The organism is Thermotalea metallivorans (assembly GCF_001562415.1).
Lineage (GTDB): Bacteria > Bacillota > Clostridia > Peptostreptococcales > Thermotaleaceae > Thermotalea > Thermotalea metallivorans.
The window spans coordinates 21,518-45,805 of record NZ_LOEE01000041.1 but is presented as its reverse complement, the minus strand read 5'-3'; the positions used below and the strand labels follow the sequence as shown (position 1 = coordinate 45,805).

At 44.9% G+C, this 24,288-nt stretch carries 24 protein-coding genes and 1 riboswitch; of the genes, 21 read left to right on the top strand and 3 right to left on the bottom strand.

The genetic code is table 11. From position 1 onward, the window contains the following. Positions 1–17 precede the first annotated feature (17 nt). The 17 genes from AN619_RS09590 (at position 18) to ade (AN619_RS09510) (ending at position 15,349) form a co-directional block, all read left to right on the top strand. Entirely contained in the window at positions 18–620 is a 603-nt protein-coding gene (locus tag AN619_RS09590) for a cysteine hydrolase family protein (protein ID WP_068556487.1), read from the top strand. Then, the gene (locus AN619_RS09585) at positions 621–1,205 is read left to right on the top strand and encodes a UbiX family flavin prenyltransferase (protein WP_330382066.1); all 585 of its coding nucleotides are present in this window, start codon (positions 621–623) and stop codon (positions 1,203–1,205) included. Between the two features lie 19 nt (positions 1,206–1,224). Continuing rightward, on the top strand, positions 1,225–2,577 hold the full coding sequence (locus AN619_RS09580; protein ID WP_068556486.1) for a UbiD family decarboxylase: 1,353 nt from the start codon (positions 1,225–1,227) through the stop codon (positions 2,575–2,577). Between the two features lie 95 nt (positions 2,578–2,672). After that, positions 2,673–2,939 (top strand): BMC domain-containing protein, encoded by a 267-nt coding sequence (locus tag AN619_RS09575; RefSeq protein ID WP_068556485.1) that lies wholly within the window; start codon positions 2,673–2,675, stop codon positions 2,937–2,939. A 17-nt stretch (positions 2,940–2,956) separates the two neighbouring features. Then, positions 2,957–3,268, top strand: coding sequence for a hypothetical protein (locus tag AN619_RS09570; RefSeq protein ID WP_068556484.1), 312 nt, complete (start codon positions 2,957–2,959; stop codon positions 3,266–3,268). Positions 3,269–3,324: 56 nt separating this feature from the next. Continuing rightward, on the top strand, positions 3,325–3,648 hold the full coding sequence (locus tag AN619_RS09565) for a BMC domain-containing protein (RefSeq protein WP_068556483.1): 324 nt from the start codon (positions 3,325–3,327) through the stop codon (positions 3,646–3,648). A gap of 2 nt (positions 3,649–3,650) precedes the next feature. Continuing rightward, positions 3,651–3,926, top strand: coding sequence for a BMC domain-containing protein (locus AN619_RS09560; RefSeq protein WP_068556482.1), 276 nt, complete (start codon positions 3,651–3,653; stop codon positions 3,924–3,926). 81 nt (positions 3,927–4,007) lie between these two features. Further along, complete coding sequence (locus AN619_RS09555; RefSeq protein ID WP_068556481.1) at positions 4,008–4,814, top strand: hypothetical protein; 807 nt, start codon at positions 4,008–4,010, stop codon at positions 4,812–4,814. 22 nt (positions 4,815–4,836) lie between these two features. Then, positions 4,837–5,127 carry a EutN/CcmL family microcompartment protein gene (locus AN619_RS09550; protein WP_068556480.1) on the top strand — a complete coding sequence of 97 codons (291 nt, stop codon included), beginning with the start codon at positions 4,837–4,839 and terminating at the stop codon, positions 5,125–5,127. A 25-nt stretch (positions 5,128–5,152) separates the two neighbouring features. After that, positions 5,153–6,964 carry an adenine deaminase gene (ade, locus tag AN619_RS09545; RefSeq protein WP_068556479.1) on the top strand — a complete coding sequence of 604 codons (1,812 nt, stop codon included), beginning with the start codon at positions 5,153–5,155 and terminating at the stop codon, positions 6,962–6,964. Between the two features lie 107 nt (positions 6,965–7,071). Then, a complete protein-coding gene (locus tag AN619_RS09540; protein WP_068556478.1) occupies positions 7,072–8,397 on the top strand; it encodes an NCS2 family permease in 1,326 nt (441 codons plus the stop codon). 269 nt (positions 8,398–8,666) lie between these two features. Next, positions 8,667–10,010 (top strand): 5'-deoxyadenosine deaminase, encoded by a 1,344-nt coding sequence (locus AN619_RS09535; protein ID WP_068556498.1) that lies wholly within the window; start codon positions 8,667–8,669, stop codon positions 10,008–10,010. A gap of 34 nt (positions 10,011–10,044) precedes the next feature. Next, complete coding sequence (locus AN619_RS09530; RefSeq protein ID WP_068556477.1) at positions 10,045–10,938, top strand: FAD binding domain-containing protein; 894 nt, start codon at positions 10,045–10,047, stop codon at positions 10,936–10,938. Then, positions 10,907–11,395 (top strand): (2Fe-2S)-binding protein, encoded by a 489-nt coding sequence (locus tag AN619_RS09525; protein ID WP_068556476.1) that lies wholly within the window; start codon positions 10,907–10,909, stop codon positions 11,393–11,395. The genes AN619_RS09530 and AN619_RS09525 overlap by 32 nt, the downstream gene beginning before the upstream one ends. After that, positions 11,382–12,638 carry a xanthine dehydrogenase family protein molybdopterin-binding subunit gene (locus AN619_RS16485; RefSeq protein ID WP_068556475.1) on the top strand — a complete coding sequence of 419 codons (1,257 nt, stop codon included), beginning with the start codon at positions 11,382–11,384 and terminating at the stop codon, positions 12,636–12,638. Before AN619_RS09525 ends, AN619_RS16485 begins: the two co-directional genes overlap by 14 nt. 4 nt (positions 12,639–12,642) lie before the next feature. Further along, on the top strand, positions 12,643–13,650 hold the full coding sequence (locus AN619_RS16480; protein WP_068556474.1) for a xanthine dehydrogenase family protein molybdopterin-binding subunit: 1,008 nt from the start codon (positions 12,643–12,645) through the stop codon (positions 13,648–13,650). Next, positions 13,634–15,349 (top strand): adenine deaminase, encoded by a 1,716-nt coding sequence (ade, locus tag AN619_RS09510; RefSeq protein ID WP_157064973.1) that lies wholly within the window; start codon positions 13,634–13,636, stop codon positions 15,347–15,349. The genes AN619_RS16480 and ade (AN619_RS09510) overlap by 17 nt, the downstream gene beginning before the upstream one ends. A 74-nt stretch (positions 15,350–15,423) precedes the next feature. Here ade (AN619_RS09510) and AN619_RS09505 read toward each other — a convergent pair whose 3' ends face one another. The 3 genes from AN619_RS09505 to AN619_RS09495 form a co-directional block, all read right to left on the bottom strand. After that, positions 15,424–15,606 (bottom strand): aspartyl-phosphate phosphatase Spo0E family protein, encoded by a 183-nt coding sequence (locus tag AN619_RS09505; RefSeq protein WP_068556472.1) that lies wholly within the window; start codon positions 15,604–15,606, stop codon positions 15,424–15,426. Positions 15,607–16,063: 457 nt separating this feature from the next. Beyond that, on the bottom strand, positions 16,064–16,303 hold the full coding sequence (locus AN619_RS09500) for a hypothetical protein (RefSeq protein ID WP_068556471.1): 240 nt from the start codon (positions 16,301–16,303) through the stop codon (positions 16,064–16,066). A gap of 420 nt (positions 16,304–16,723) precedes the next feature. After that, positions 16,724–17,425: a BON domain-containing protein gene (locus tag AN619_RS09495; RefSeq protein WP_068556470.1), complete on the bottom strand. Its 702-nt coding sequence runs from the start codon at positions 17,423–17,425 to the stop codon at positions 16,724–16,726. A 294-nt stretch (positions 17,426–17,719) separates the two neighbouring features. Beyond that, positions 17,720–17,807, top strand: a riboswitch (cyclic di-GMP riboswitch). Positions 17,808–18,013: 206 nt separating this feature from the next. On the opposite strand from AN619_RS09495, the gene AN619_RS09485 reads away from it, so the two are divergent. From AN619_RS09485 to hpdA, 4 genes are all read left to right on the top strand, one after another. Further along, positions 18,014–20,065 carry a methyl-accepting chemotaxis protein gene (locus AN619_RS09485; RefSeq protein WP_068556468.1) on the top strand — a complete coding sequence of 684 codons (2,052 nt, stop codon included), beginning with the start codon at positions 18,014–18,016 and terminating at the stop codon, positions 20,063–20,065. A 31-nt stretch (positions 20,066–20,096) separates the two neighbouring features. After that, positions 20,097–22,802 carry a 4-hydroxyphenylacetate decarboxylase large subunit gene (gene hpdB, locus AN619_RS09480; protein ID WP_068556467.1) on the top strand — a complete coding sequence of 902 codons (2,706 nt, stop codon included), beginning with the start codon at positions 20,097–20,099 and terminating at the stop codon, positions 22,800–22,802. A 4-nt stretch (positions 22,803–22,806) separates the two neighbouring features. Further along, positions 22,807–23,073, top strand: coding sequence for a 4-hydroxyphenylacetate decarboxylase small subunit (gene hpdC, locus AN619_RS09475; protein ID WP_068556466.1), 267 nt, complete (start codon positions 22,807–22,809; stop codon positions 23,071–23,073). Positions 23,074–23,218: 145 nt separating this feature from the next. Then, a complete protein-coding gene (gene hpdA / locus AN619_RS09470; RefSeq protein WP_242867375.1) occupies positions 23,219–24,163 on the top strand; it encodes a 4-hydroxyphenylacetate decarboxylase activase in 945 nt (314 codons plus the stop codon). Positions 24,164–24,288: the final 125 nt, after the last annotated feature.

The following is a 24,288-nucleotide window of genomic DNA, read 5'->3' as shown; positions in this document are numbered from 1 at the left end:
AAAGGGGGAAGTTGAAAATGGCTAGACACGCAATTTTGGTCATAGATATGTTGAATGATTTTATTGGGGAAAAAGCGCCATTACGATGTCCCGGCGGAGATGCCATCATTCCCAATCTGCAAAAGCTCTTTGGGTGGGTAAGAAGCCGCAGGGATGACAATGTGCAGCTGGTGCACATTCAAGAAGCTCACCGGAAAAATGATGCCGATTTTCGTGTAAGACCTGTCCATGCAGTGAAGGGAACATGGGGTTCGGACTTTATACCGGAACTTTATCCCCAAGGAGATGAGTATATTGTTCAAAAGAGGAGACACAGTGGCTTTGCCTATACGGATTTAGACTTGTATTTAAGAGAAGAAAATATCGATACCGTTGTGGTGACAGGGGTCTGGACCAATGTATGCGTAAGAAGCACAGCCTCCGATGCTCTTTATCATGCCTATAAGGTGATTACATTAAGTGATGGATGTGCCTCTAAAACAGAGGAAATGCATGAATACGGCTTAAAGGATTTAAGCATATTTACGAAGGTGATGACCATTGATGAATATATCGAAGCATGGGAAAAAGGAGAAGATCCATGGATCGGTGGAGGAGACAGAGAAAACAGGGTGGAATAGTTGCAGAAGAAAAGAGGGATTGACAGCATGAGATTTATCGTAGGAATTACCGGCGGTAGCTGTGCAATCTATGGGGTTGCACTGCTGAAGGCGCTGGAACAATTGAAGATAGAGACACACTTGGTTGTATCCAGAATGGGTGAATATGTTGTGGAACATGAATGCGGGATCCGGTTGGAAGAATTGAAAAGCCTGGCGGCTTACCACCATGATAATTACGATTTGGCGGCACCCATTGCTAGCGGTTCTTTCAAGGCAGATGGCATGATTATCGTCCCCTGTTCTATGAATACCTTGGGGGCAATCGCCAACGGCATATCCAATAATCTGGTTACCAGAGCAGCGGATGTTACCATAAAGGAGGGCAGAAAGCTTATCCTTTTACCGCGGGAGACACCCCTCAGTGTCATTCATCTGGAAAATATGCTGAAATTGGCAAGAATCGGGGTAAAAATTATGCCTGCTGCCCCTGGCTTTTATCACCAGCCTCAAACCATTGGAGATCTTGTCCATATAATGGTGGGGCGGATGCTGGATCAAATGGGCATAGACCATCACTTATGCAAAAGATGGGGTGAAGATTAAGGAAGAAAGGAGGGGGGAGATGGAGCGTCAAATGCTTAGGGCCAGTTTGGAAAAACTGGAACAAAAGGGATACCTGATGGTTTGCAATGTACCGGTGGATCCTAAATTTGAATTGGGGGCAGTGCTGAAGTATTTTAAAAATGAGCAGCCCATATTATTCAACAAAGTGAAAGGGAGCAAAATCCCTATCGTAGGGGGATTATTCGGCAATCGGCAGATTTATTATGAAATGCTTCAAATGGAACATCAAGAGAGGTTCCAGCGGATTGCCGATGCCATTGCCCGTCCGAAGCCTGCCAGGCTTTTAAAGGGCGGTCCTGTAACGGAAAATCTTATTACGAGGAATATTGATCTGCCAAGCCTGATGCCGATCCCTACTTTTCATGAAAAGGATTCTTCCAGCTTTATCACGGCGGGCATCATGGTGGTAAAAGACCCAGAGAACGGAAAAAGATATATTTCCGTACGGAGATTTCAGATCAACGGAGGAAACAAAATCAGCGCTTTGATTGCATCGCCCATGCTGACAAGGCAGTTTGAAAGTTTGGAAAAGCAAGATAAAGCTTTGGAAGTGGCTATTGTCCTAGGTTATGATTATTCCCTCTTATTAGCCTCACAAATCAGTAGTGAAACCTATGGTGTTGATAAATACGAGGTTGACAGTGCCTTGCGTGGGGAGCCCTTGGAACTGGTGAAATGCCATAGTGTTGATTTGGAAGTACCTGCCCATGCGGAGTTTGTACTTGAGGGGGTTATGTCGCCCCATCAACGGGAATGGGAAGGACCTTTCGGAGAATTGATGGGCTATTACGGACCCAGGGGAAGTCATCCTATCATTGAAATAAAGACCGTGATGCATCGAAACAATCCTATCTTTCAAACGACTTTTCCCTGTAGGGAGGAACACCTTTCCAACGGCATGATTAGGGAACTGGAGTTGTACAGTGATGTGAAAAGAATGGCAGATGTAAGGGACGTAAATGTTACCATAGGAGGAGGTTGTCGTTTTCATGCTGTGGTTTCTATTCACAAAACAGCGGAGGGCGACGGGAAGAGTGCCCTGATCGGAGCCCTCAGCAGCAGCAAAGACCTCAAACATGTGGTGGTGGTGGATGAAGACATTGACATCTTTGATCGAGATGACGTGGAATTGGCCGTAGCCACCAGAGTTCAGGCTTCTAGGGATGTGATCATTATCCCGGGGGCATTGGGATCAGGATTAGATCCCTCCCATCATATCCGGGGTGTAACGGACAAAATGGGCATGGATGCCACCAAGCCTTTAGGAGAAGAAGGATTGCGGTTTCAACGGGCACGAATTCCTCAGTATGAGAACATAGATATCAAAAAATATTTCCCCCATGGGGGATGATGATAGGGAACAACGGGAAAGCTGTACCATGGGAAAAAGTGGTTGGGTAGGATCGATGCAAGGACAAATTAGAAATGGAAAAGGTGGTCCAAGGTATGAAACAAGCCTTAGGGATATTTGAAGTAAGGAGTATGTTGGCGGCCGTCCAAGCAGCCGATGCCATGGTGAAGGCGGCCAGCGTAAAAATTGTAGATTTTCATTTTGTGGGTTCGGGAATTGTTTCCGTAGTGGTAGAAGGAGAGGTGGCAGCTGTAAAGGCAGCTGTTGAAAATGCCATGGCTTCAGCAGGACACTTGGCTGAAGTGATTTCTACTAATGTAATTCCCCGGCCCCATGATGAGGTATCAAAAATTCTTAAATAGCTGAACGGGGTGTTGCTATGGCAAATCCATTGGCAAAGTCAATCCTAGGGAATATTGCCAACAAAATGGAGAAGAAATCAGGAGGAAATGGCGATCATTCTGTAATTCTTGACGGAAAATATGAAACCCTCCTTAAAGAATTGATTCATAAAGAAATGAAGGGCAGGGATGCCCATGGGAACACGAGTGCAAAACCTTTACAATGGGAGGAGTATCTGGGCTACTTCCAGGGGGAAAACAAAAGGACGGAAGTTCGGGAAAAAATAAGGAAAAAGGGTCTGATGACTTTGCAGGAGTACGGCAGTCTGTATCTGAAAAACCGGAAGTGAGGAAGAGGTGGCTTCCGTAGGGCAAATGACAGGTACTATTGGGCAGGAGGTGTGAAATGAAAGGCACAGCTTTGGGGCTTATTGAAACGGTAGGGCTGACGGCGGCGGTTACTGCCTTGGATGCGGCATGCAAGACTGCCGACGTGACTCTTGTGGGGTATGAGAAGGTAATCGGGGCAGGAAAGGCTGTCAGTGTGGCGATACAGGTTGTGGGGGAAGTGGCTGCCGTACAGGCTGCAGTCAATGCAGGTGCTGCGGCCGGGGGAAGAGTAGGAAAAGTTCTGGCTGCCAGAGTTATTCCACGACCCCATGAGGAAGTAGATCAATTGATCAAAAAGTTTGAAAAAAATTTGAAGAAGGAAGAAAAAAAGGAGGAATAAGGATGAGTCAAGCATTAGGTATGATTGAAACAAAAGGTTTGGTGGGAGCTATCGAAGCGGCCGATGCCATGGTAAAGGCAGCCAATGTAACCCTGGTGGGCTATGAAAAGATTGGTTATGGGTTGGTGACGGTGATGGTAAGGGGAGATGTGGGAGCAGTAAAGGCTGCTACCGACGCAGGTGCAGAGGCAGCAAGGAGCGTGGGGGAGCTTCATTCCGTCCATGTTATTCCAAGGCCCCATGCAGAGGTGGAAAGGGTTATTTTAAAGTCGGAGTAACGGCTGTATTTTGCCTAAGGAATGGAGAAGAGCTATGGGACAGTGCTGTATGAACCGTATCCTGTATGAAGGGGTGTTGCCATGAAAGAAAATTCTCTAGTGAGAGAAATCCTGGCGGGTATATCCGATCGTATGACGATAGAAGAAAATAAGGGAGTTGACCGGGGGAGCAGCCGAAGTGGAAAAGGCAGACGGGTTTTTGTGATTTTTGTGGGATACAGCCAAGATATAGAGCAAACATTTTATACCTTAAGGCAGCTAAAACGATACGGGTACCAACTGATGATCGCACTGTCCAAAGAGGTAGAAAGAAAATTGGGAAAAGAGAAATTTCAAAGAGCTTTGTATCCCCAGGTTATTTTTACGGAAGAGGAAAAGGACCGGTGCTTGGAACAGGCAGCGTCTATGGACATTCTTCTTGTACTGAACCTGAATCAGCTTACAGTGGCAAAGTTAAGGGCAGGGCTTCAGGATACGATGGAAACATGTTTCATCTGGCAGGCATTGTGGGAAGGAAAACCAGTACTGGCAAGGGAGAAGGATGTAACCTTATTCCAAGGAAAACCTTCAAAAAATGACAGACTCCTGAGGATAGCAGAAGAAAATCTAGTATTTCTGAAAGAAGCCGGTATCAGAATGGTAGAGGACCCGTGCAGCCTGAAGGCAATCACAGAGGCGGGGATCTATGAAAATTTTGATGTAGGGGAAAAAGGGGAACAGGAATTACATTTTTCAGGAGATTTAAAAAAAAGACAAGTGATTACAGAAAAGGATATATTGGCGATGGTAGGAAAAACAAATCGGATATACCTGTCCCCCAATAGTGTTGTTACGCCCTTGGCACTGGATACGGCAAAACAAAAAAATATTGCATTGATCAGACCTTAGGGCTCCATAGGGAGGAAAAACTATGAAAATCGGAAAAATCATCGGAACGGTGGTAGCTACCAGAAAAGATGAAAGATTGACAGGATATAAGCTGATGATTACCCAGGCCCTGGATGTCAAGGGCCAGCCGGAAGGGGATGCAATCATTGCTGTGGACACGGTGGGAGCGGGCATGGGAGAGCTTGTGATATTTACAACAGGTACGGCAGCCCGGTATGCCGCAGACAAGCCCCAGTCCCCCATCGATGCAGCTATTGTAGGGATTATAGACAATATAGATCTTGATGAGGATCTCCTGAGGAGAAGAGAATAAACATAGAAAAGGAGGGGGATCGATATTGGATGCGTTCCATATAAAAAAGGCCATGGAGTATAAGGGACTGATCGATGTTCTCATGGGAGGCAATGGATATGCGGATATAGTCTTAAGGGGAGGCAATGTCATCAATGTTCTGACTAGAGAAGTTTATGTGGCGGATGTGGCTATCAAAGGAAAATATATTTTGATGGTAGGGGATGCAGAGGAATTGATTGGGGAGGATACAATACTTCTAGACATGAAGGGAAAGTATATCTCTCCCGGCTTTATTGATTCCCATATGCATTTTGAAAGTAGCATGCTGACAATTTCTGAGTTTTCCAGGTTGTCTATCCCTTCCGGCACAACTACTTTAATCGCCGATCCCCATGAAATCGGAAATGCCTTAGGACCCATAGGAATTCGTGCGATGGCAGAGGAGGCCAGTATTGTACCCAATCATGTACATCTGGTAGTGCCTGCCTTGACTCCAGATTGTCCCAGCCTCGAGACAGCAGGCTATGACATTACTTCCAAGGACATGGAGGAAATTTTGAATTATCCTAATGTCATCGGCATTGGTGAACTCCAAGGTTTCAGCAATGCAAAGCATGTTTACACCCATTCCCCCGAAATTATCACAGATCTTGTGGCATCCACCATGTATGGGAGGAGTATAGGAAAGATAGTGGATGGAAATGCTCCAGAACTGTTTGGGCGTGAACTGGCGGCCCATATCATTGCTGCGGGGGGAAGATGTTCCTGCCATGAAACTACTACCAAGGAAGAATGTGTAGAAAAATTGCGACAGGGAGTTTATGTATTCATGCGGGAGGGTTCTACTCAAAAAAATATGGCAGAGTGTATACGGGCCGTTACGGAGGAAGGATTGGATTCAAGACGTTGCATTCTGGCAACGGATGATATGGTGGCAGAGGATTTGGAGAAATTGGGACATATGAATGAAATCGTACGAAGAACCATTGCTCAGGGCGTAGACCCTATAGAAGCCATACAAATGGTGACTATCAATCCGGCGACCTATTTTGGCTTAGAGGACAGAGGATGTCTGGCACCGGCAAAGCTGGCGGATATTGCTGTTATTAGCGATCTAAACCATATGGTGGTGGAAGGTGTTTTTCTGGAAGGAAAACTGGCAGCCTTTCAAGGGAAACTGCTGCTGGATATTCCCAAATATACCTATCCTGATGCAGTGAAACAATCGGTGAAAAGGAAGCCCCTATCAGAGGAAGCGTTGTATATTCAAGGGGATGGGACAAAGGCTGTTGTCCGGTGCATTGAATTAATCCCGGATCAAAATCTTTCGGAATGTCTGGAAGTGGAGGTCAATGTACAGAAGGGAATCGTACAGCCGGATCTGGGCAAGGATATATTGTATATCGCTTGTGTAGAAAGATATGGAAGAAACGGCAACATAGGAAAAGCTTTTGTCAAAGGTTTCGGATTAAAATCCGGTGCTTTCGCCGAGAGTGTGGCCCATGATACCCATAATATTATTGTGGTAGGAACAAATATCAAAGATATGGTTGCTGCCGTAAATCATGTAATTCAAATGGGAGGAGGAATCGCCGTAGCAAAAAATGGGAGGATTATTCATGATTTAAGACTTCCCGTGGGGGGATTGATTACGGATGAATTGACAGCCCATGAAGTGAGCGAAAGGATTGCAGCATTGGAACGTACAGTAAAAAACGAATTGGGGGGAAAGGTCCATGCACCTTTTATGCATTTATCTTTTTTAGCCTTATCCACCAGTCCCAAATGGAAAATTACAGATAAAGGTTTGATTGACGTCAACCGTTTTCAAGTATTGCCCCCGGTAAAACAGTAAATCAAGTTTCCCCAGACAATATAAGCCAATAAAAAAAAGAAAGGAGTGGTGGCAGGAAAAGCTTTCTCTTTCAAAGGGAAAAAAGCAAACCTGAAGGGGGTAAAGAAATGAACGCACAGGTAAAAGCCCAGCACGACGGATTTTTGCAGAAAACCTTTAAGCTTGCAGAGCATAAGACAAACGTAAAGACAGAAGTGATGGCCGGGATCACCACTTTTATGACCATGGCCTACATCATTATTGTAAATCCCGGCATCTTAAGTGCTACGGGAATGGATAAAGGGGCATTGTTTACGGCCACCTGTCTATCCGCAGCCTTGGCCACATTCATTATGGCTTTCTATGCCAATTATCCTTTTGCTTTGGCACCTGGTATGGGATTAAACGCATTTTTTGCCTTTACTGTTGTTTTGGGCATGGGCTATTCGTGGGAATTTGCATTGACAGCGGTTTTTATTGAAGGGATTATCTTCATCCTGTTGACATTTTTCAATATACGGGAAGCCATCATCAATTCCATGCCCATGAACATCAAGCATGCCGTAAGTGTAGGGATAGGGTTGTTTATTGCCTTTATTGGTTTATCCAATGCCGGCATTGTGGCAGCTAGCGAAGCAACCAAGGTGACTTTAGGAGATATGAGCAGTCCTACAGTGCTTCTGGCCCTGATCGGGATACTTATTACGGGAATTCTTTTAGCGAAGAATGTAAAGGGAGCCCTATTGCTGGGGATTATCGCTACAACCATCATCGGGATTCCCATGGGTGTTACACCAATGCCCACAGGTTTTATCAGTCCACCTCCATCCATTGCACCCATTGCCTTAAAATTTGATTTCAGCAAAGTATTTACCTTGGATATGGCTGTGATCATGTTTACATTTTTGTTTGTAGATCTTTTTGATACCCTGGGAACTTTGGTAGGGGTAGCGTCTAAGGCAGAGATGCTGGACCGTGAAGGAAGATTGCCTAGGGCAAAACAAGCCCTGTTTGCCGATGCCGTAGGAACGACCTTTGGGGCCATCGTAGGTACCAGTACGGTCACAACCTATGTGGAAAGTGCAGCAGGTGTGGCCGAGGGAGGAAAGACAGGACTGACGGCCCTGACCACAGGTATATTGTTTTTGCTGGCCCTGTTATTCTCTCCCATACTCACCATCGTACCCGGTGCTGCAACAGCTCCTGCCTTGATCCTGGTGGGGCTCTTCATGATGTCTCCTATCATGAAGATCAATCTGGATGATTTTACGGAGGCCATACCGGCATTCCTGACCATCCTTATGATGCCTTTGACCTACAGCATTGCAGAAGGGATCGTATTCGGTATTCTGTCATATGTTTTCTTGAAGATTTGCACTGGCAGGACAAAGGATCTTTCCGTGGCCATGTATGTCTTGGCAGTCCTGTTTATTCTCAAATTTATTATGAAGTAAAATGATCCCCTATCCCGGCAAGGGATAGGGTCAGGTTAAAGAAAAGCTATGGGATAGGCAAGTACCCTTGAGATTTAGGCTTCGTCCCGAATCAGAAAGCCGCTTTTTTCCTTGTTTTTTTATTTGAAAAAGGGGCGCTGGTCTGAGCAGGAAGCCAAATCTCAAGGGTTTGTCTACATGCAAACCCTATGGTCTTCTATGATGAATGGGGGCATCGTCCTCCAAGCATGATAGATCATCATATGGACAAAAGGGGAAGGGGAGAAAAAATGCCAGCAAAAACCATACTGATTCAAAATGGGACCCTTGTCACCATGAACAAAGCAAGGGAAGTAAAAAAAGGAGATATTTTTATCAGAGGGAATCTGATTGAGACCATAGGAAGGGATTTAAAAATTCCCGCCGATGAAATGATAGATGCCCAAGGATTGGTAGTTATTCCCGGGCTGATTCAGACCCATATTCATCTGACCCAGAGTTTGTTCAGGGGGCAAGCAGACGATTTGGAACTGCTGGATTGGTTGAAAAATAGAATATGGCCCCTAGAGGGAATGCATACGGAGGAATCCAATTATATCTCGGCTAAGTTGGGCATTGGGGAGCTGATCAAAGGGGGAACTACCGCCATCATTGATATGGAAACTGTAAATCATACGGAAGCTGCCTTCCATGCCGTGCTGGAAACGGGATTTAGAGCCCATATGGGAAAATGTATGATGGATTATGGACAAGGGGTGCCTTCCACTCTCATGGAGGATACGGAGCGATCCATTCAGGAGAGCGTAAGGCTTTTACGGGAATGGCACGGTAAAGGGAACGGCAGAATCCAATATGCCTTTGCCCCGAGATTTGTGGTATCCTGTACAGAAAAACTGCTGTTAAAGGTCAGGGACCTAGCCAGGGACTATGACGTCATGGTACACACCCATGCCTCAGAAAATCAGGGAGAAATTGCTCTAGTGGAAAAGGACAGAGGCATGCGGAATATAACCTATTTGCATAAACTTGGTCTGACAGGAGAAAATCTGGTGCTGGCCCACTGTATTTGGTTGCATGAGGAAGAGATGAGGATTTTGGCGGAGACAGGAACCAAGATCGCCCATTGCCCCAATTCCAATCTAAAATTAGCTTCAGGGATTGCAAAAATACCTGAACTCCTGCAGATGGGCGCCCATGTATCCATCGGTGCAGACGGGGCCCCATGCAATAATAATCTGGATATGTTTGCAGAAATGCGCAGTGCTGCCCTGATACAAAAAGGACGGCTTTTTGATCCCACAACGATGCCTGCACAAAAGGTATTTGAAATGGCTACTATCGGTGGGGCAAAAGCCATGGGATTGGAAGATGAAATCGGAAGTCTTGAGGAAGGGAAAAAGGCAGATCTGGCCATTGTAGATGTAAAGGGGATTCATATGGTACCTTTCGAAAATGTAGATATTGTATCCCAATTGGTGTATTCAGCTACGGCCCAAGATGTAAGGACGACCATGATCGATGGGAACGTAGTGATGCGGGATCGAAAACTCATCACCATCTGCGAGGAGTCTGTCATCCAAGAGGCCAATCGGATCATCGGACAGCAGCTGAAAAGGGCAGGGATTCAAAAATAGAGAGAAATCCACGGATAAAGGGGATGAAAAGGCAATGATCGGACAGTGTATCAGGCCGTCGAATCTAGAGGAAGTGTTGGAAATATTGGATGGGCAAAGAAACCAGGTGCAGCTGATTGCAGGGGGAACGGATTTCGTCATATCCCTCCGTCAAAAGGGATGTGGAAAGCATATGCTGGTGGACATCTCAAAGCTGAAAGAACTGCGGTTTATTCAGATGGAAGATAGAGAAATCATCATAGGAGCCGGAACACGGTTTGCGGATATTGTAGGGCATCAAGGGATGAAAAACCTTTGCCCGGGATTATGGAAAGCCTGTCAATGGATGGGTTCCCCGCAAATCCGGAATATGGGGACCATTGGAGGGAATATTTGCAATGGTTCTCCTGCTGCCGATGCAGTCCCACCCCTGTTGGCCTTGGATGCCCAGGCAGTGATCAAGAGGAAGGATATGACTAGAACCGTGGCGTTAAAAGATTTTTATCTGGATAAGGGAAAGGTTGCCCTGGGAGATTCGGAAATTCTCTATGCCGTCCGGTTCCTAAAACCCAGGGAAAAGGAGCATATGGACTTTGAAAAATTAGGTTTCAGAAAAGCCCTGGCCATAGCCCGGGTTTCCTGTGCCGTATTTTTATCCTTGGAAGGAGATGCTACTATCCGGGAAATTCGCATTGCTACGGGTGCCTTGGGCCCATATCCCCAGCGGGAAACCCAAGTGGAGCGAGGATTGAAGGGAAAGAAAATAAGCGAAGAGCTCCTCCGGCAGGGGATAAAAGAAATGGCTGGCCTTGTGGAAGCACGCTTGAGGGGAAGGAGTTCCGCCCTGTTCAAGGGGGAGGCGATACAAGGGTTATTTCGGAGGGCTTTTTACGGAGCTATGAAGGGGGTAAAGGGATATGGTGCACATTCGTCTTACGGTGAATGGTAAAACCTATGGTTTGGATGTGGAGGAGGGCGTGCGGTTAATTGATGTGCTTAGGGATCAACTGAGGCTTACAGGAACAAAGGAAGGCTGTGGGGAAGGAGAGTGTGGCGCCTGTACGGTAATCATGGACGGCAGGACAGTCAATTCCTGTTTGGTAATGGCTTTCCAGGCCGATGGCAGTGACATTACGACCATCGAAGGCATTGCCAAGGGGGGCACCCTTCACCCCATACAAAGGGCGTTTCTGGAAGTGGGTGCTGTTCAGTGCGGATTCTGTACACCGGGAATGGTTTTATCGGCCAAGGCCCTGCTGGATAAAAACCCGGAACCTACCAGAGAAGAGATTCGTGAGGGCATATCCGGCAATTTGTGCCGGTGTACCGGCTATCATAAAATTGTAGATGCCATTGCCTTGGCTTCGTCATACATAAGGGGGGGAAAGGAAGATGGAACCTCTTAATATCGTAGGGAACAGGGTGATACGAGTGGATGGCAGGGCAAAGGTCAAAGGAGAAGCCCTGTATCCCCAGGATATTTACCTAGAGGGTATGCTCTATGGGAAAACCCTCCGATCGGAGAAACCCCATGCTTATATACAGGTGGAGATAGAAGAAGGAGAAAAAACGCCGGGTGTTGTCAAAATTTTGACGGCCAAGGATGTAACGGGCCAGAATCATCATGGCGTATTATTCAAGGACCATGAGGTTCTTTGTTCCGAAAGGGTACGCAGAATCGGAGATCCCATTGCCTTCGTTATTGCAACCAGTGAAAAGGCAGCTTGCGAAGGCCTTGCAAAGATAAAAGTCCGGTACACAGAATTGCCCGCCGTATTTGATCCCGTGGAAGCCATAGCAAAGGATGCACCCAAAATTCATGGAGAAAGCAACATCATCTACCACTATCGATGCAGAAAAGGAAATGTGGAGGAAGGTTTCAAAAACTGCCATGTCATTGTGGAGAGGGAATACAAGACATCCATGGTAGACCATGCATTTCTTCAACCGGAGGCAGGCGTTGCCTATTGGGACCAAGAAGGAAATATTGTGGTATGCGCAGCAACTCAGTACCCCCATTTTGATCAGTTGGAAGTGGCAGAGGCGTTGGGACTGCCTAAGGAAAAAGTAAAGATCATCAATCCTGCTGTGGGGGGTGCCTTTGGGGGGAGAGAAGATATTACGCTGCAGATTCATCTAGCCCTTGGCGCCTATCTCACCGGGAAAGCGGTGAAAGCTGTCTATTCCAGGGAAGAATCCTTTTATGCCCATGCCAAGCGACATCCCATCATCATGCGGTATAAAACGGGTGCCAGTAAAGAAGGAAAGCTGTTGGCTATGGAGGCAACGCTGATCGGTGATACGGGGGCCTATGCTTCTTGGGCGGTCAATGTCATGCGCAAGGCAGGCGTCCATGCCACAGGGCCTTATGAAATACCCAATGTAAAAATTGACAGCTATGCTGTCTATACAAACAATCCTTTCTGCGGTGCTATGCGGGGATTCGGGGCAACCCAGGTACCTATTGCTTCAGAGCAGCAAATGGATATTCTCGCTCAAGCCCTCGGTATGGATCCTGTACGATTCCGCCTGTTCAATTGCTTTCGGGTGGGCAGTGAAACAGCCAACGGACAGATTCTTCATGAAAGTGTTCCCCTGGAACGCTGTATAGAAGCAGTGGGACAGAGATTGTTTCATGGATTGAGGTGAAAGGATGAAAAAGAGAGGAAAGGGAATGGCTGCGGCATTTTACGGAACAGGCTACGGCAACGGATTTCCCGATGTATCCACGGCAAAGGTGCAGATGAACAACCGAGGACAGGTAAGCGTCTGCATTGGTGCTACGGAGGTAGGACAGGGAGCAAAAACCATTCTGACCCAGATTGCTGCGGAGGTATTGGGGCTGGAAATGAAGGATATCCGACTCCTGTGTGAAGATACGGATACGTCTCCCGATGCAGGAACGGCAGCGGCCAGTCGGCAGACTTACAACTCGGGCAATGCGGTAAAAAAGGCAGCGGAAGCTTTGAAAAATATTTTGTTGGAACGGGCACAGAAACATCTTGAGCTTCCTTCTGCCCATGGATTGGCGGTAGAGGATCGACAGGTTTATTTAAAGGCTTATCCGAAAAAGAGGGTGCATTTTCGGGAACTGGTTGGAGAAGAACCCATCCGGGTAGAAGCCAGTTTTGTTGCCCAGACGACGCCGGTGGATGAAGAGACCGGTGCCGGAGCACCCTATTGGCCCTATACTTTTTGTTGTTATGGCGTAGAAGTAGAGGTGGATACAGAAACGGGGATTGTGGAAGTGGTCAGAGGCGTATGTGCCCAGGATGTGGGCAGGGCCATTAACCCTGAGCTGATCGAGGGCCAGATCGATGGCGGGTTTGCCATGGGGTTAGGCTACGGGTTGATGGAAGATTTGCATCTTGTCCAAGGAGAAATTAAGCACAATCGATTTGCCAATTATTTAATACCCACAGCTTTGGACATGCCGGAACTGGAGAAGATGATCATAGAGGACCCGGAATCTACGGGCCCCTTTGGTGCTAAGGGAATCGGAGAACCGGTAATGATTCCTGTGGCACCGGCGATTCTGAATGCTATCTATGATGCCATAGGCATTCGATTTTATGAGATTCCCGTTACACCGGAAAAAATATTGGCAGCGATCAGGAAAAGGAAAAAGGAGGGAAACTGTGGCAATGACTTTGAAAGATAGGATTGATATAGCAGCGGGAAGGAAAAAAGCACCTCTAGTATTGAAAAACTGCCAGATCATCAATGTATTTACGGAGGAGATTCTTTCGGGAGATATAGCCATCGATGGAGATACCATTGCAGGCATAGGAGTTTATGAAGGAGAAGAAGAAAAGGATATGGAGGGGAGATTTGTAGCACCGGGACTGATTGACGGCCATGTGCACATAGAATCTTCCATGGTAACTCCAGGACAATTTGCCAGGGCTATTGTACCCCGAGGGACAACCACGATCATTGCAGATCCCCATGAAATTGCTAATGTATGCGGCTTAGAAGGGATTCGATATATTCTGGAAGAAAGTGAAGGACTTCCCTTGAATGTATATGTGATGCTGCCCTCCTGCGTCCCTGCCACATCCTTTGAAAATTCAGGGGCAATCTTGGACGCAGCCGCCCTAAAACAGCTCATAGGTCATCCAAGGGTACTGGGGCTTGGGGAGCTGATGGATTATCCTGCTGTGATCCGCGGAGAGAAAATGGTTTTGGATAAAATTCAGATAGCAAAGGATAAATTCATTGATGGCCATGGCCCCGGCATTACAGGCCATGCTTTAAATGCCTATGTCATGGCAGGAACAAAAACGGAACACGAGTGTTCTACCCAAGGGGAGATGCTGGAGCGGCTGCGACTGGGCATGTATATCCAGATTCGAGAAGGTTCAGCGGCGAGAAATCTAGAAAATCTGATCCGTGGGGTGACGAAGGAAAACCTCAGAAGATGCCTTTTCTGCACCGATGATCGCCATCCTGAGGATATCCTTGTCAACGGACATATAGATAACAACATTCGAACAGCCATCAAAAATGGTTTTTCTCCCATTTCAGCGATAAGAATGGCTACCCTCAATGCTGCCGAATGCTATGGGCTGAAAACTCTGGGTGCCGTGGCTCCGGGATATAGGGCAGATTTGATTATTATCGATGATTTGCAGCAGTTTAACGTAGTAGAGGTTTACAAAGAAGGGAAAAAAGTGGCAGAGAACGGCAGGGCATTATTTCAGGTGGAAACCCGCTATAATTCTGCTGTTTTGAATACGGTCAACATAGGCAAAGTGACCAAGGAAAAATTAGAGATCCTAGTTGCTTCAGATATTGCCCACGTGATCAAAATCCTTCCCCATAGTTTGCTGACAGAAAAAGTAATACGAAAAATAGAAACGGAAGAGGGAAAATTTAAATTTCATAACCGGTTGGATATACTGAAAATGGCTGTAATTGAGCGTCACAGAGCCACAGGAAATATAGGGCTGGCTTTGGTGGAGGATTTTAAACTGAAAAACGGGGCCATTGCTTCCACGGTAGCCCATGATTCCCACAATCTTGTGGTGATCGGAGACAATGATGGGGATATGATGACGGCCATCGAAGAGATCGAAAGATGTGGTGGGGGTATTACCATTTGTTCAAAGGGGAAGGTCCTAAAGACCCTGCCCTTGCCGATTGCCGGATTGATTTCTGATCAAACCATTGAGGAAGTAGATGCACAACTCAAGGAAATGATGGAGATGGCTCGAAAATTAGGAGTCAATGGAGATATTGACCCCTTCATGACCCTGTCTTTCTTGGCTTTGCCGGTGATTCCTTCCGTCAAGGTGACGGACATGGGATTGTTTGATGTGGATATTTTTGACTTTATTGAATTAAGCATCAAAGAATGAAAAAACAATGGAGCAGGAGACAGACAGAATCTCCATTTGCCTCCTGCTTCATTGTATAGAAATAGGATAAAAGTTTAGGCTTGGAAATTTTGTTTTTGCATATAATGAAGAATCAACCTGTCCAATTGCTGGCTCAGTTCGACGACCTGAGACTTTGTTAGGGCAGTCCTGTCACAATTGATCAACTTATGCAAATCTTTCCGAGCGGTTTCAATGTTTTTTTCAATTGCTTTCAAATCTTCTAAATTGCTTATCATACAATCCTCCAATGCATAAAAATAAATTTATATTATCAAGAGCATCGTTGCTTGGTATTCGAAAAGCCAATGGTTTGCGTTAGGCACTTTTTTTATATTGTATCTATCGACATATGAAATTTTCAATATAGAAAATAATAATTTCATAAAAATCATTAAATAAAAACAAAGAAAATAAACAAAAAGCAAACCTTCTTGAATGGATTGGGAAGGTTATCTGCTGAACAGCTATAACCGGGTGCGACGATGCCTTTTTTCCATATACTGAATGATATACCTGGTGATGAAAAAAGTGATAGGAAAGAGCAATACAAGCTGTAATACAGGTATCAAGCCTACATGGGTGTTCGAAAACAGGGGCATGACATCGGAATAGGCCCACCTTCCTGTGTATAGGGCACTGATCTCAAAATAAAAGCTTAAAAATAATGGGTACAGCATGACAATACTATATTCTTTATTCTTTTGCCTGCCATTTTTTTAAAATCCATTCGGGATTCTTATTGACAAAGGACAGCAGGGCATATAAAGCGACGGGCATCATGACATCGCCAAGGGTAGGGCTGAACATGAGAAAAGTACTCGATGCCTTTTCACTCATGACATAAAATATCTGGCAGGCTGTGTATTCCCAAATATACTGCAATACAAAAGCTGCCAGTACTACCGCCAGAAAGGTTTTCGTAAATTTTTTCATAACGAAACCTCATTTTCCATTGGAAGCAAAGAGGTAATCTATATTTTTGAATCGCAGCCTATGACAGAAATGATGAAACCATATGCGGAGTGCAATATAATATCATAAAAATAACCCAAATATATTATACGGCATATTGGGAAAAATACAATAGTTTTCCAAATGTTTTTTTATTTTTTTGATTCCTTAGTTTTTAAAGGAATATAATGTTTATCAACCTTTGAGATCTCGGTTTTGTTACCAATGGTTGCGAACGAATGTCTGCTAGCAAATTAGTCCATAAGGGTACATCCTTGGCAGCAGATGACAGACGGTAACTGGCAGCTGGTGACTGGATAAAAGCGGTGCAGGTCTGAGCAGGAAGCCAAACCGCAAGGATATATTCACAAATTCAGACAGCCTTCAAGGCTGTCTTCTATACTATGATTCTTTTCTAATTTTCAACCGATTAACTACCTTCCGTACCCCTTCTACGCCCATGGCAATTTCCTTTGCCAGTTCCATTTCCCGCCGGCTGTTGACAAAGCCCTCTAGGGTAACTTTCCCATGTTCTACGGTGTGAAGGATATCGGGATAATTTAAGTCCGTTGTGCTGAGGGCTTGGGTAATATGGCTGTTGACGGATGCATCATCATAGGATGTGGTATCGGAGATTTCGATGTTGTTTACCACATCTTTAATGCCCCTGACTTCCGAGGCTACAGCCATGGCTCCATGGGCATCTCTTAAAGTTTTTGCCGTACCCATGAGGTTGGCCACACCGTCTTCTACCTTTACGCTGACCCCAAGGAGGCTTTCACTGCGTTCTCCGCGCGTAAGGCGATGGATGATTTCTTTTTCCATATGTTTATCGGTGATATTGCTGTCCATGGCAACGGTGATTTTATTTTCGATTTTTCTAACGCCTTTGACGGATTTTGCAATGCTTTCAGCCTTTTTCTTCTCAGCAAGGACGTCTACCATGCCGTACATATGGACGTAACCATCCTTGCAGAAAAGGTTGATATCCATGGCGCTGGCCTGCATTTTTTCTTCCAATTGATCTTTGATCTGATCCACGATGAGGTCATCCTGGCTGGGAAGTTTATCGTGGATGATTCGATTTTTTCTCTTTTCATTCATCTTTTTTCACCCTTTCCTTAGTCTTGAAACTATTTTTCCACAAATGGAAGGAAATCATGTAACAGATTGTTGGATGATTCAGTCTTGGAAAGCAATTGAAGTATTGGCTGATGGAAAATTTTGCAGAAGAAACAAATGTAGAAATGTGAAGAAAAATGTCGAAAAAACAAAAAAATTGACAACAATTTCACTGTGTGGTAAACTTATACTGTATAAATGTTTACACAGGGAGCCATCACAAAAGGAACAGAGGCTTTTTCTATGAAAAATAAAATATCTAAAAAAGCACATCCATGCTGATAAAGGCAAACTTATTGAAAAATAAGGACGCAAAGCCATGGGTCTAAGGAAGCGACGCTTCTATGATTGCCAGGTTGCCAAAACAGGGGTTGACATTGATTGCGCCATACTGTGATGAAGGCACCGATATATTCATGGTGCCTTTTGTGTGTGTAAATTTGACAAAAAAATAACTATGTTGAAAAAGAAGGTGATAAAAAACAAAAGTCCTTTAGAACAAAAAGAATAAAGTGTGTGGTTTATGTATTGCCGATAATTCTAAAAATTTTTGGAAGAGGAGTGGAGGCCGTGAAAAAGAATTTTAGCATTTTTGCCAAGCTGATTATTTTTTCTTTGATGATTGTGGTCATTCCCTTAGCCATTTCCAACTATATGGCTGTTACTAAGTTTTCCGATGCCCTGAATCAGCAATCCCAAAGCGTGATGCAGACGTTGGCAAAGGAAAGGGCGAAGCTGCTAAATGAGATCATGGAGGGAACCAAAAAGCGATCCCATATCATATCCCAGAATATGAAAGCCCGCAATATGTTGAAAGAAATAAAAAATTCTAACGGTATGGGAGGAACTGCCATAGAGGACAGCAAAAATGAAGTAATCCAATATTTAGCGGATATTTTTGAAAAAAGTGACGGACTTTATGAGAATATCTTCTTTGCCGATAATACGGGAAAAATTGTCGTAGATTCTATTGGCGGAGGATCTGTAGGCGTCGATTTGAATGATTATGGGTATTATAAAGAGGCCTTGGAAGCAAAAGCCCAACGATTTTCCGATGTGCTTCTTTCCCCTGCAACGGGAAGACCTGTAACGGTTTTAGCTACGCCCATCTATGACGAAAATAATGAACTGATAGGATCTTTCAATGCAGCTATAGAATTTAACAAGATGACAGAGCTTTTGATCAAGCGGAACGAAGGAGAAAAATTCAACTATTACTTACTCAATGAAAATGGATTGGTCATTGCCCATGAAAATAAGGATTTTATATTTCAGTTGGATTTCAGTAAAGAAGATGAAAACCTCCAAAAAGCCTTCGAGGAAATGAAAAGGAAGGGACATGGCACAACAGCCTATCGCTTGAAGGATGCAGAAAAAATAGCAGCTTTTAACAGGTATGGAGAGAAAAACTGGTTCATCATCGCAGCCATGGAAATCAAAGATTATATGGCACCCATCAAAGCAATGCAGAGAAATATTGCCGTTATTTTCCTCATATGCTTAGGGGGTGCAGGCATTGTAACCTACATCGTGAGCAGATCCTTGTCCAATCCTTTGAAAAAATTATCTGTACATATTGATGAAGTAGCGAAAGGAAATCTAGGGGTAAAGATCGAAAATATAAAATCCAGGGATGAAATTGGCAGATTACGTGACAGCCTGCAGATCATGATCGGCAATTTGCGGGAGATCATTGGCAGCATCGTAGGGCAGGGAGAGCGAGCCAAGGCCATTTCAGAAAAAACGAGAATAGCATTCGACGAACTGCAGGCAGCCGTAGAGAGTATTTCTGCTACTATTGAGGAAATATCTGCTGGCATGGAGGAGTCTGCTGCTTCCGCCCAAGAAATCACTGCATCTACAGAAGAGGTGAATGCCGCCGTTGCTATTATGGCCCAAAAGGCTCAGGAGAGTGTAAAGGATACGGCTGCCATGAGCCGAAGGGCGGAAGAATTAAAGGAAAATGCCGTGAAGCTGAAGGAAAATACAGGGAAGATTTTAGACAGCACAAAACAAGGATTGGAAGAGGCCATCACAAAATCAAAGGTGGTTGACAAGATTGGAGAGCTTACCGGCGCCATTATGGCTGTTTCGGAGCAAACAAATCTGTTGGCGTTAAATGCTGCCATAGAGGCTGCAAGGGCAGGGGATGCTGGGAAAGGATTTGCCGTGGTGGCAGAGGAAGTGAGAAAGCTTGCAGAGGAATCTTCCAAGACGGCTGTCAACATCAAAGACATTATTGAACAAGTAACCATGGCCGTAAAAGATTTAACGGACAGCTCCAATCATCTGTTGGCCTTTGTAGACCAGGACGTGAAAAACAATTATGACTTTTTGCTAAAAACGGGGGAACAATATAATGCCGATGCCCGCAAGATTGCCTCCATCATGGAAGATTTTCATCGCACGTCCCAGGATATCAACGGTATGGTAGGGCAAATCGCTACGACCATTGGTGAGATTGCGGCGGCGGTCAATGAAGGGGCAGCGGGAACGACTAGCATCAGTGAAAACATCAGCGATTTGGTCAACAAGACCAATGAAATCCGGGAAATGTTCCAAGAGAATGTAAAAAACTCCCAAGAGCTTCATGATATGGTAAAGCAGTTTGAGATTTCATAGAGAAAGAATGTGAGTCGAAGGGGGATAACGCATGAGAAATGGAGAAAAGATCATGGAGATACTTTCCCAAAAAGGATTGTCGGGAAAGATGCAAGGCAGTGAAGGAATGACCGAACGGGAAATAAAGAAGCAACCAAAGGAAAGAACAAAATTTTTGAGAGATATTTACTACGATACTTTATCCACTGCCAATACAGAATTCCCTTACTGGTATACTAGAAGATGGAATGAACTGGACGGGGAGATTCCTGTCATCCGGCGGGCGGAAGCATTAAAGTGTGCTTTTTCCCATTTAACACCCACCATTTATCCCAGGGAAAAATTAGTAATGCAGAAGACCAATTATTACAGGGGATCTTTTCCTATGCCCTGGCTTTCGGAAGGGTTTTTCGTGGCCAAGGAGGATGAATTGTATCAGGACGCATTAAACAGGGGAAGTGCTAGTGCTGACGAACTTAGCAAGTTTGGCTCGGGAGGAGGCAATGTTACCCAAAGCTTTGGGAAGGTTGTTTCCATCGCTGGCAAGTTCGGTATGAGGCAAGAAGAAATTCCTGTGCTGACGAAATTATCCAGGGAATGGGTGGGCAGATCGGTGGAAGATTTGGGGCATAAATATGAGCAGATGGTACCCGACTATCCCATCAAAGAAAATATCATGAAAACTTTAATTTGCATGTTTGATTCCGGCTATACCCTGCCCCAGGGAAGAGAAGTCATCAACTATTATTATCCTTTGCAGTACGGGTTTGATAAGATTATTGAAATGGCAGAAGAATGTAAAAGAGCCGTGGCGGGAAATGCCGGGGGAGACGGTCTGATCGGGATGGATCGTTTGTATTTCTATGAAGCGGTGAAAATTGTGGTGGAAGGCTTGCAAAATTGGATTTTGAACTATGCTAAAGAAGCCCAAAGGCTTGCCGGCATCACAGAGGATGAACAGCAGAAGAGGGAATATGAGGAGATTGCCGAATGTTTGCATTGGATTGCCCATCACCAGCCCAGAACCTTCCGAGAAGCACTGCAAATGATTTATACCCTGCATATTGCCGTGCTCAATGAAGATGCCATCTCAGGATTATCGCCGGGAAGGGTAGGGCAGGTGCTTTATCCGTGGTTTGAGCAGGATATGGAGGCGGGAAGAATCACAGAGGATGAGGTTTTGGAGCTGTTGGAACTTTACCGTGTGAAGATGACCTGCATCGACTGTTTTGCTTCCACGGGAGTTGTGGGCGGCGTACTTTCCGGAAATACCTTTAACAATCTGAGTTTAGGAGGATTGACGTGGGAAGGAAACAGTGCGGCTAACCCACTGGAAATGCTCATCCTTGAAGCAGGGATGACCTGTGAATCGACCCAACCCACCCTATCGATTCTTTATGATGAAAAACTGCCGGAGGAATTCCTGCTAAAGGGCATTGAATGTAATAAAACCGGTGTAGGGTATCCAGCTTGGATGAACAATCAAATCGGCATTCAATTCCTTCTGGATCAATATGGTGGAGAAGGAATGGATGTAAGGGAGGCAAGGGCTGTGGCCATCGGCGGGTGTTTGGAAACCTCCCCCTGCTGTTGGAAGGAATTGACCTTGAACGGCAGGAAATATCAGATTCCCGGTGGTGCGGGACAACCTACCAGCGTAGGCGTACATTTTATTGCCAATCCAAAAATCCTGGAGTTGGTTTTGACCAACGGGAAGGATTATCGAACCAATATTCAGGTGTATCCGCCCCATAATAAAAAGCTGGAAACCTATGAAGAACTATGGGAGACGTTCCAGGGGTACTATATCCTTACCTGTGACTGCCTGACAAAGACCAACAATATCCAGCATGATATATGGCGTAAAAATAATATGTCTATTGTCAATTCTTTCTTGAAGCCCGATTGTCTGGACAAAGGGCAGCATATTGGCAATATGGGGTACCGCTATAATGCCACCTACAATATAGAAAGCTGTGGAACAATCAATATGGTCAATTCCCTGGCAGCCATCAAAAAATTAGTTTATGAAGAGAAAAAATATACTTTGGAAGAATTGACGGAAGCCCTGCTAAATAATTTTGGCTTTAAGAATGCCGAGGAAACGGGCAGCTATTCCATGAAAGATCAGATAAAACTGGAAAATGTAACGAAGTACGATGATATTTATAATGATTGTGTGAAAGCGCCAAAGTATGGCAATGCAGATCCCTATGTGGATGAGATTTTGAAAATATATGAGGATTGGTTCTGTGAAATGACCCGGACCTTTGAATCCCTGTACGGGAAAAAGATGTATCCCTGTCAAATCTCCGTATCGACCCATGGAGCCCAAGGAAGGGCTACCTTGGCTTCGGCAGACGGCCGTCTGGCAGGCACAACCTATGCTGACGGTTCTATGTCAGCCTATCCGGGTACAGACAAAAATGGACCTTATGCCTTGTTCCATTCTGCTACGGTGTGGGATCATGCCAAATCACAAAACTCACAGATGAATATGAAAATCCACCCCAGTGCCGTCAGTGGAAAGGAAGGTTCCAAAAAACTGCTGGATCTTACCCGAGCCTATATGAGAAAGGGAGGCTTCCACATACAGTATAATATTGTAGATTCCAAAGTACTAAAAGATGCCCAGCAAAAGCCTGAAAACTATAGGGATTTGATGGTAAGGGTGGCAGGGTTTACACAATACTGGTGTGAGATCGGAAGGCCCATACAGGATGAAGTAATTGCCAGAACGGAATATGAAGGGGTGTAGAGAAATGGAGAAGATGAATGGAAAACATGATGACTGCAGAAATTTTGCCCCTGTAGATGCAGCCAAGGGAATTTGCAGAAAAACCAATACCATGATTTTTACTGATACGGATGTATGCGATGCCATGGAGATGATGCCCAAGTGCAAAAACTGCAGCAATTTCCAGGGAGTCGATAAAGACAATATTGGTACATGCGTAGGTTTGAAAAAACATGGATGGACCTATGGGGAACTGATAGCCGTCACTTGTGAAGGATATCGTCAAGTATAGGAATTGTAGATCAATGGGAGCGATGCAGAATTTTCTGCATCGCAGTCTTTTTCTATGGTCAAAGGAATCCTTATGGATCTTCATGGGAGAAAGAGGAAAGGAGATTCTCTGCAAAAGATTGACCTATGGTGAAGGAGGCAATATGGTGAAAGGGAAAACAAAGGGATTGATATTTGACATACAAGGCTATTCTGTGCATGACGGGCCAGGCTGCAGGACAGTCTGTTTTTTTAGCGGTTGTCCCCTATCTTGCCCATGGTGTGCTAATCCGGAAAGTTGGAGTTTGAGACAAAATTTGATGTTTCTAAAAAGCAAGTGCCCAAACCCAAAGGGATGCTTGCGCTGCCAGGCTGCCTGTCCCAAGGGGGCTATATCCTTTGATGGGGAAGACCATCTGCGAATTGATAGAAGGGCCTGTATTGCCTGTGGGACCTTTGCGTGTACGAGGGTTTGCTACCGGGAAGCCTTGAAAATTTGCGGGAAATACTATACTGTGGAGGAACTGATGAAAATCTTTCAAAGGGATAGGCAGTTTTGGGGGAGTCAGGGAGGGGTGACTTTTAGCGGAGGAGAGCCCCTTGTGCAAAAAGATTTCTTGCTTGAGATGCTGAAAAAATGCAAAGAGACTTATATTCATACGGCCATAGAAACCACCGGATACGCCCATCGGGAAGATTTTCTCCAGATCATGCAATATATTGATTTTGCATTTATTGACATCAAACATATGGATCGGGAAAAGCATAGGGAAAAAACAGGGGTATACAATGACATCATTTTGGAAAACATTGAGGCTTTGGCCAACGCAGACTGGCAAGGCAGGCTGGTGTTGCGAATGCCCGTAATACGGGATTATAATGACCATGATGAACATATAAGGGAAATAATCCAATTCATGAAAAGTACGGGATTGATTGAAATTAATATTTTACCATTCCATCGGATGGGAGATGTTAAGTGGAATCAGTTGGGAAAAATCTATGCCTACAGGGAGGAAGAGGCGACGGCGACAGAAGTCTTGGAGCATATTCAGGATTTGTTTTTGGAGGAAAATATTGCCTGTTATATAGGCAGTGAAACGGCCTTTTGAAAAAATATGGGTAATCCAAATATTTCAATGGAATGATCTTGAAAAATCAGCACAAACATGGTGAAAAATCATGTACAATAAAGTTAAGATAAAGAAGTTTTTGAAATACTTTTGTGTTCTGCTTG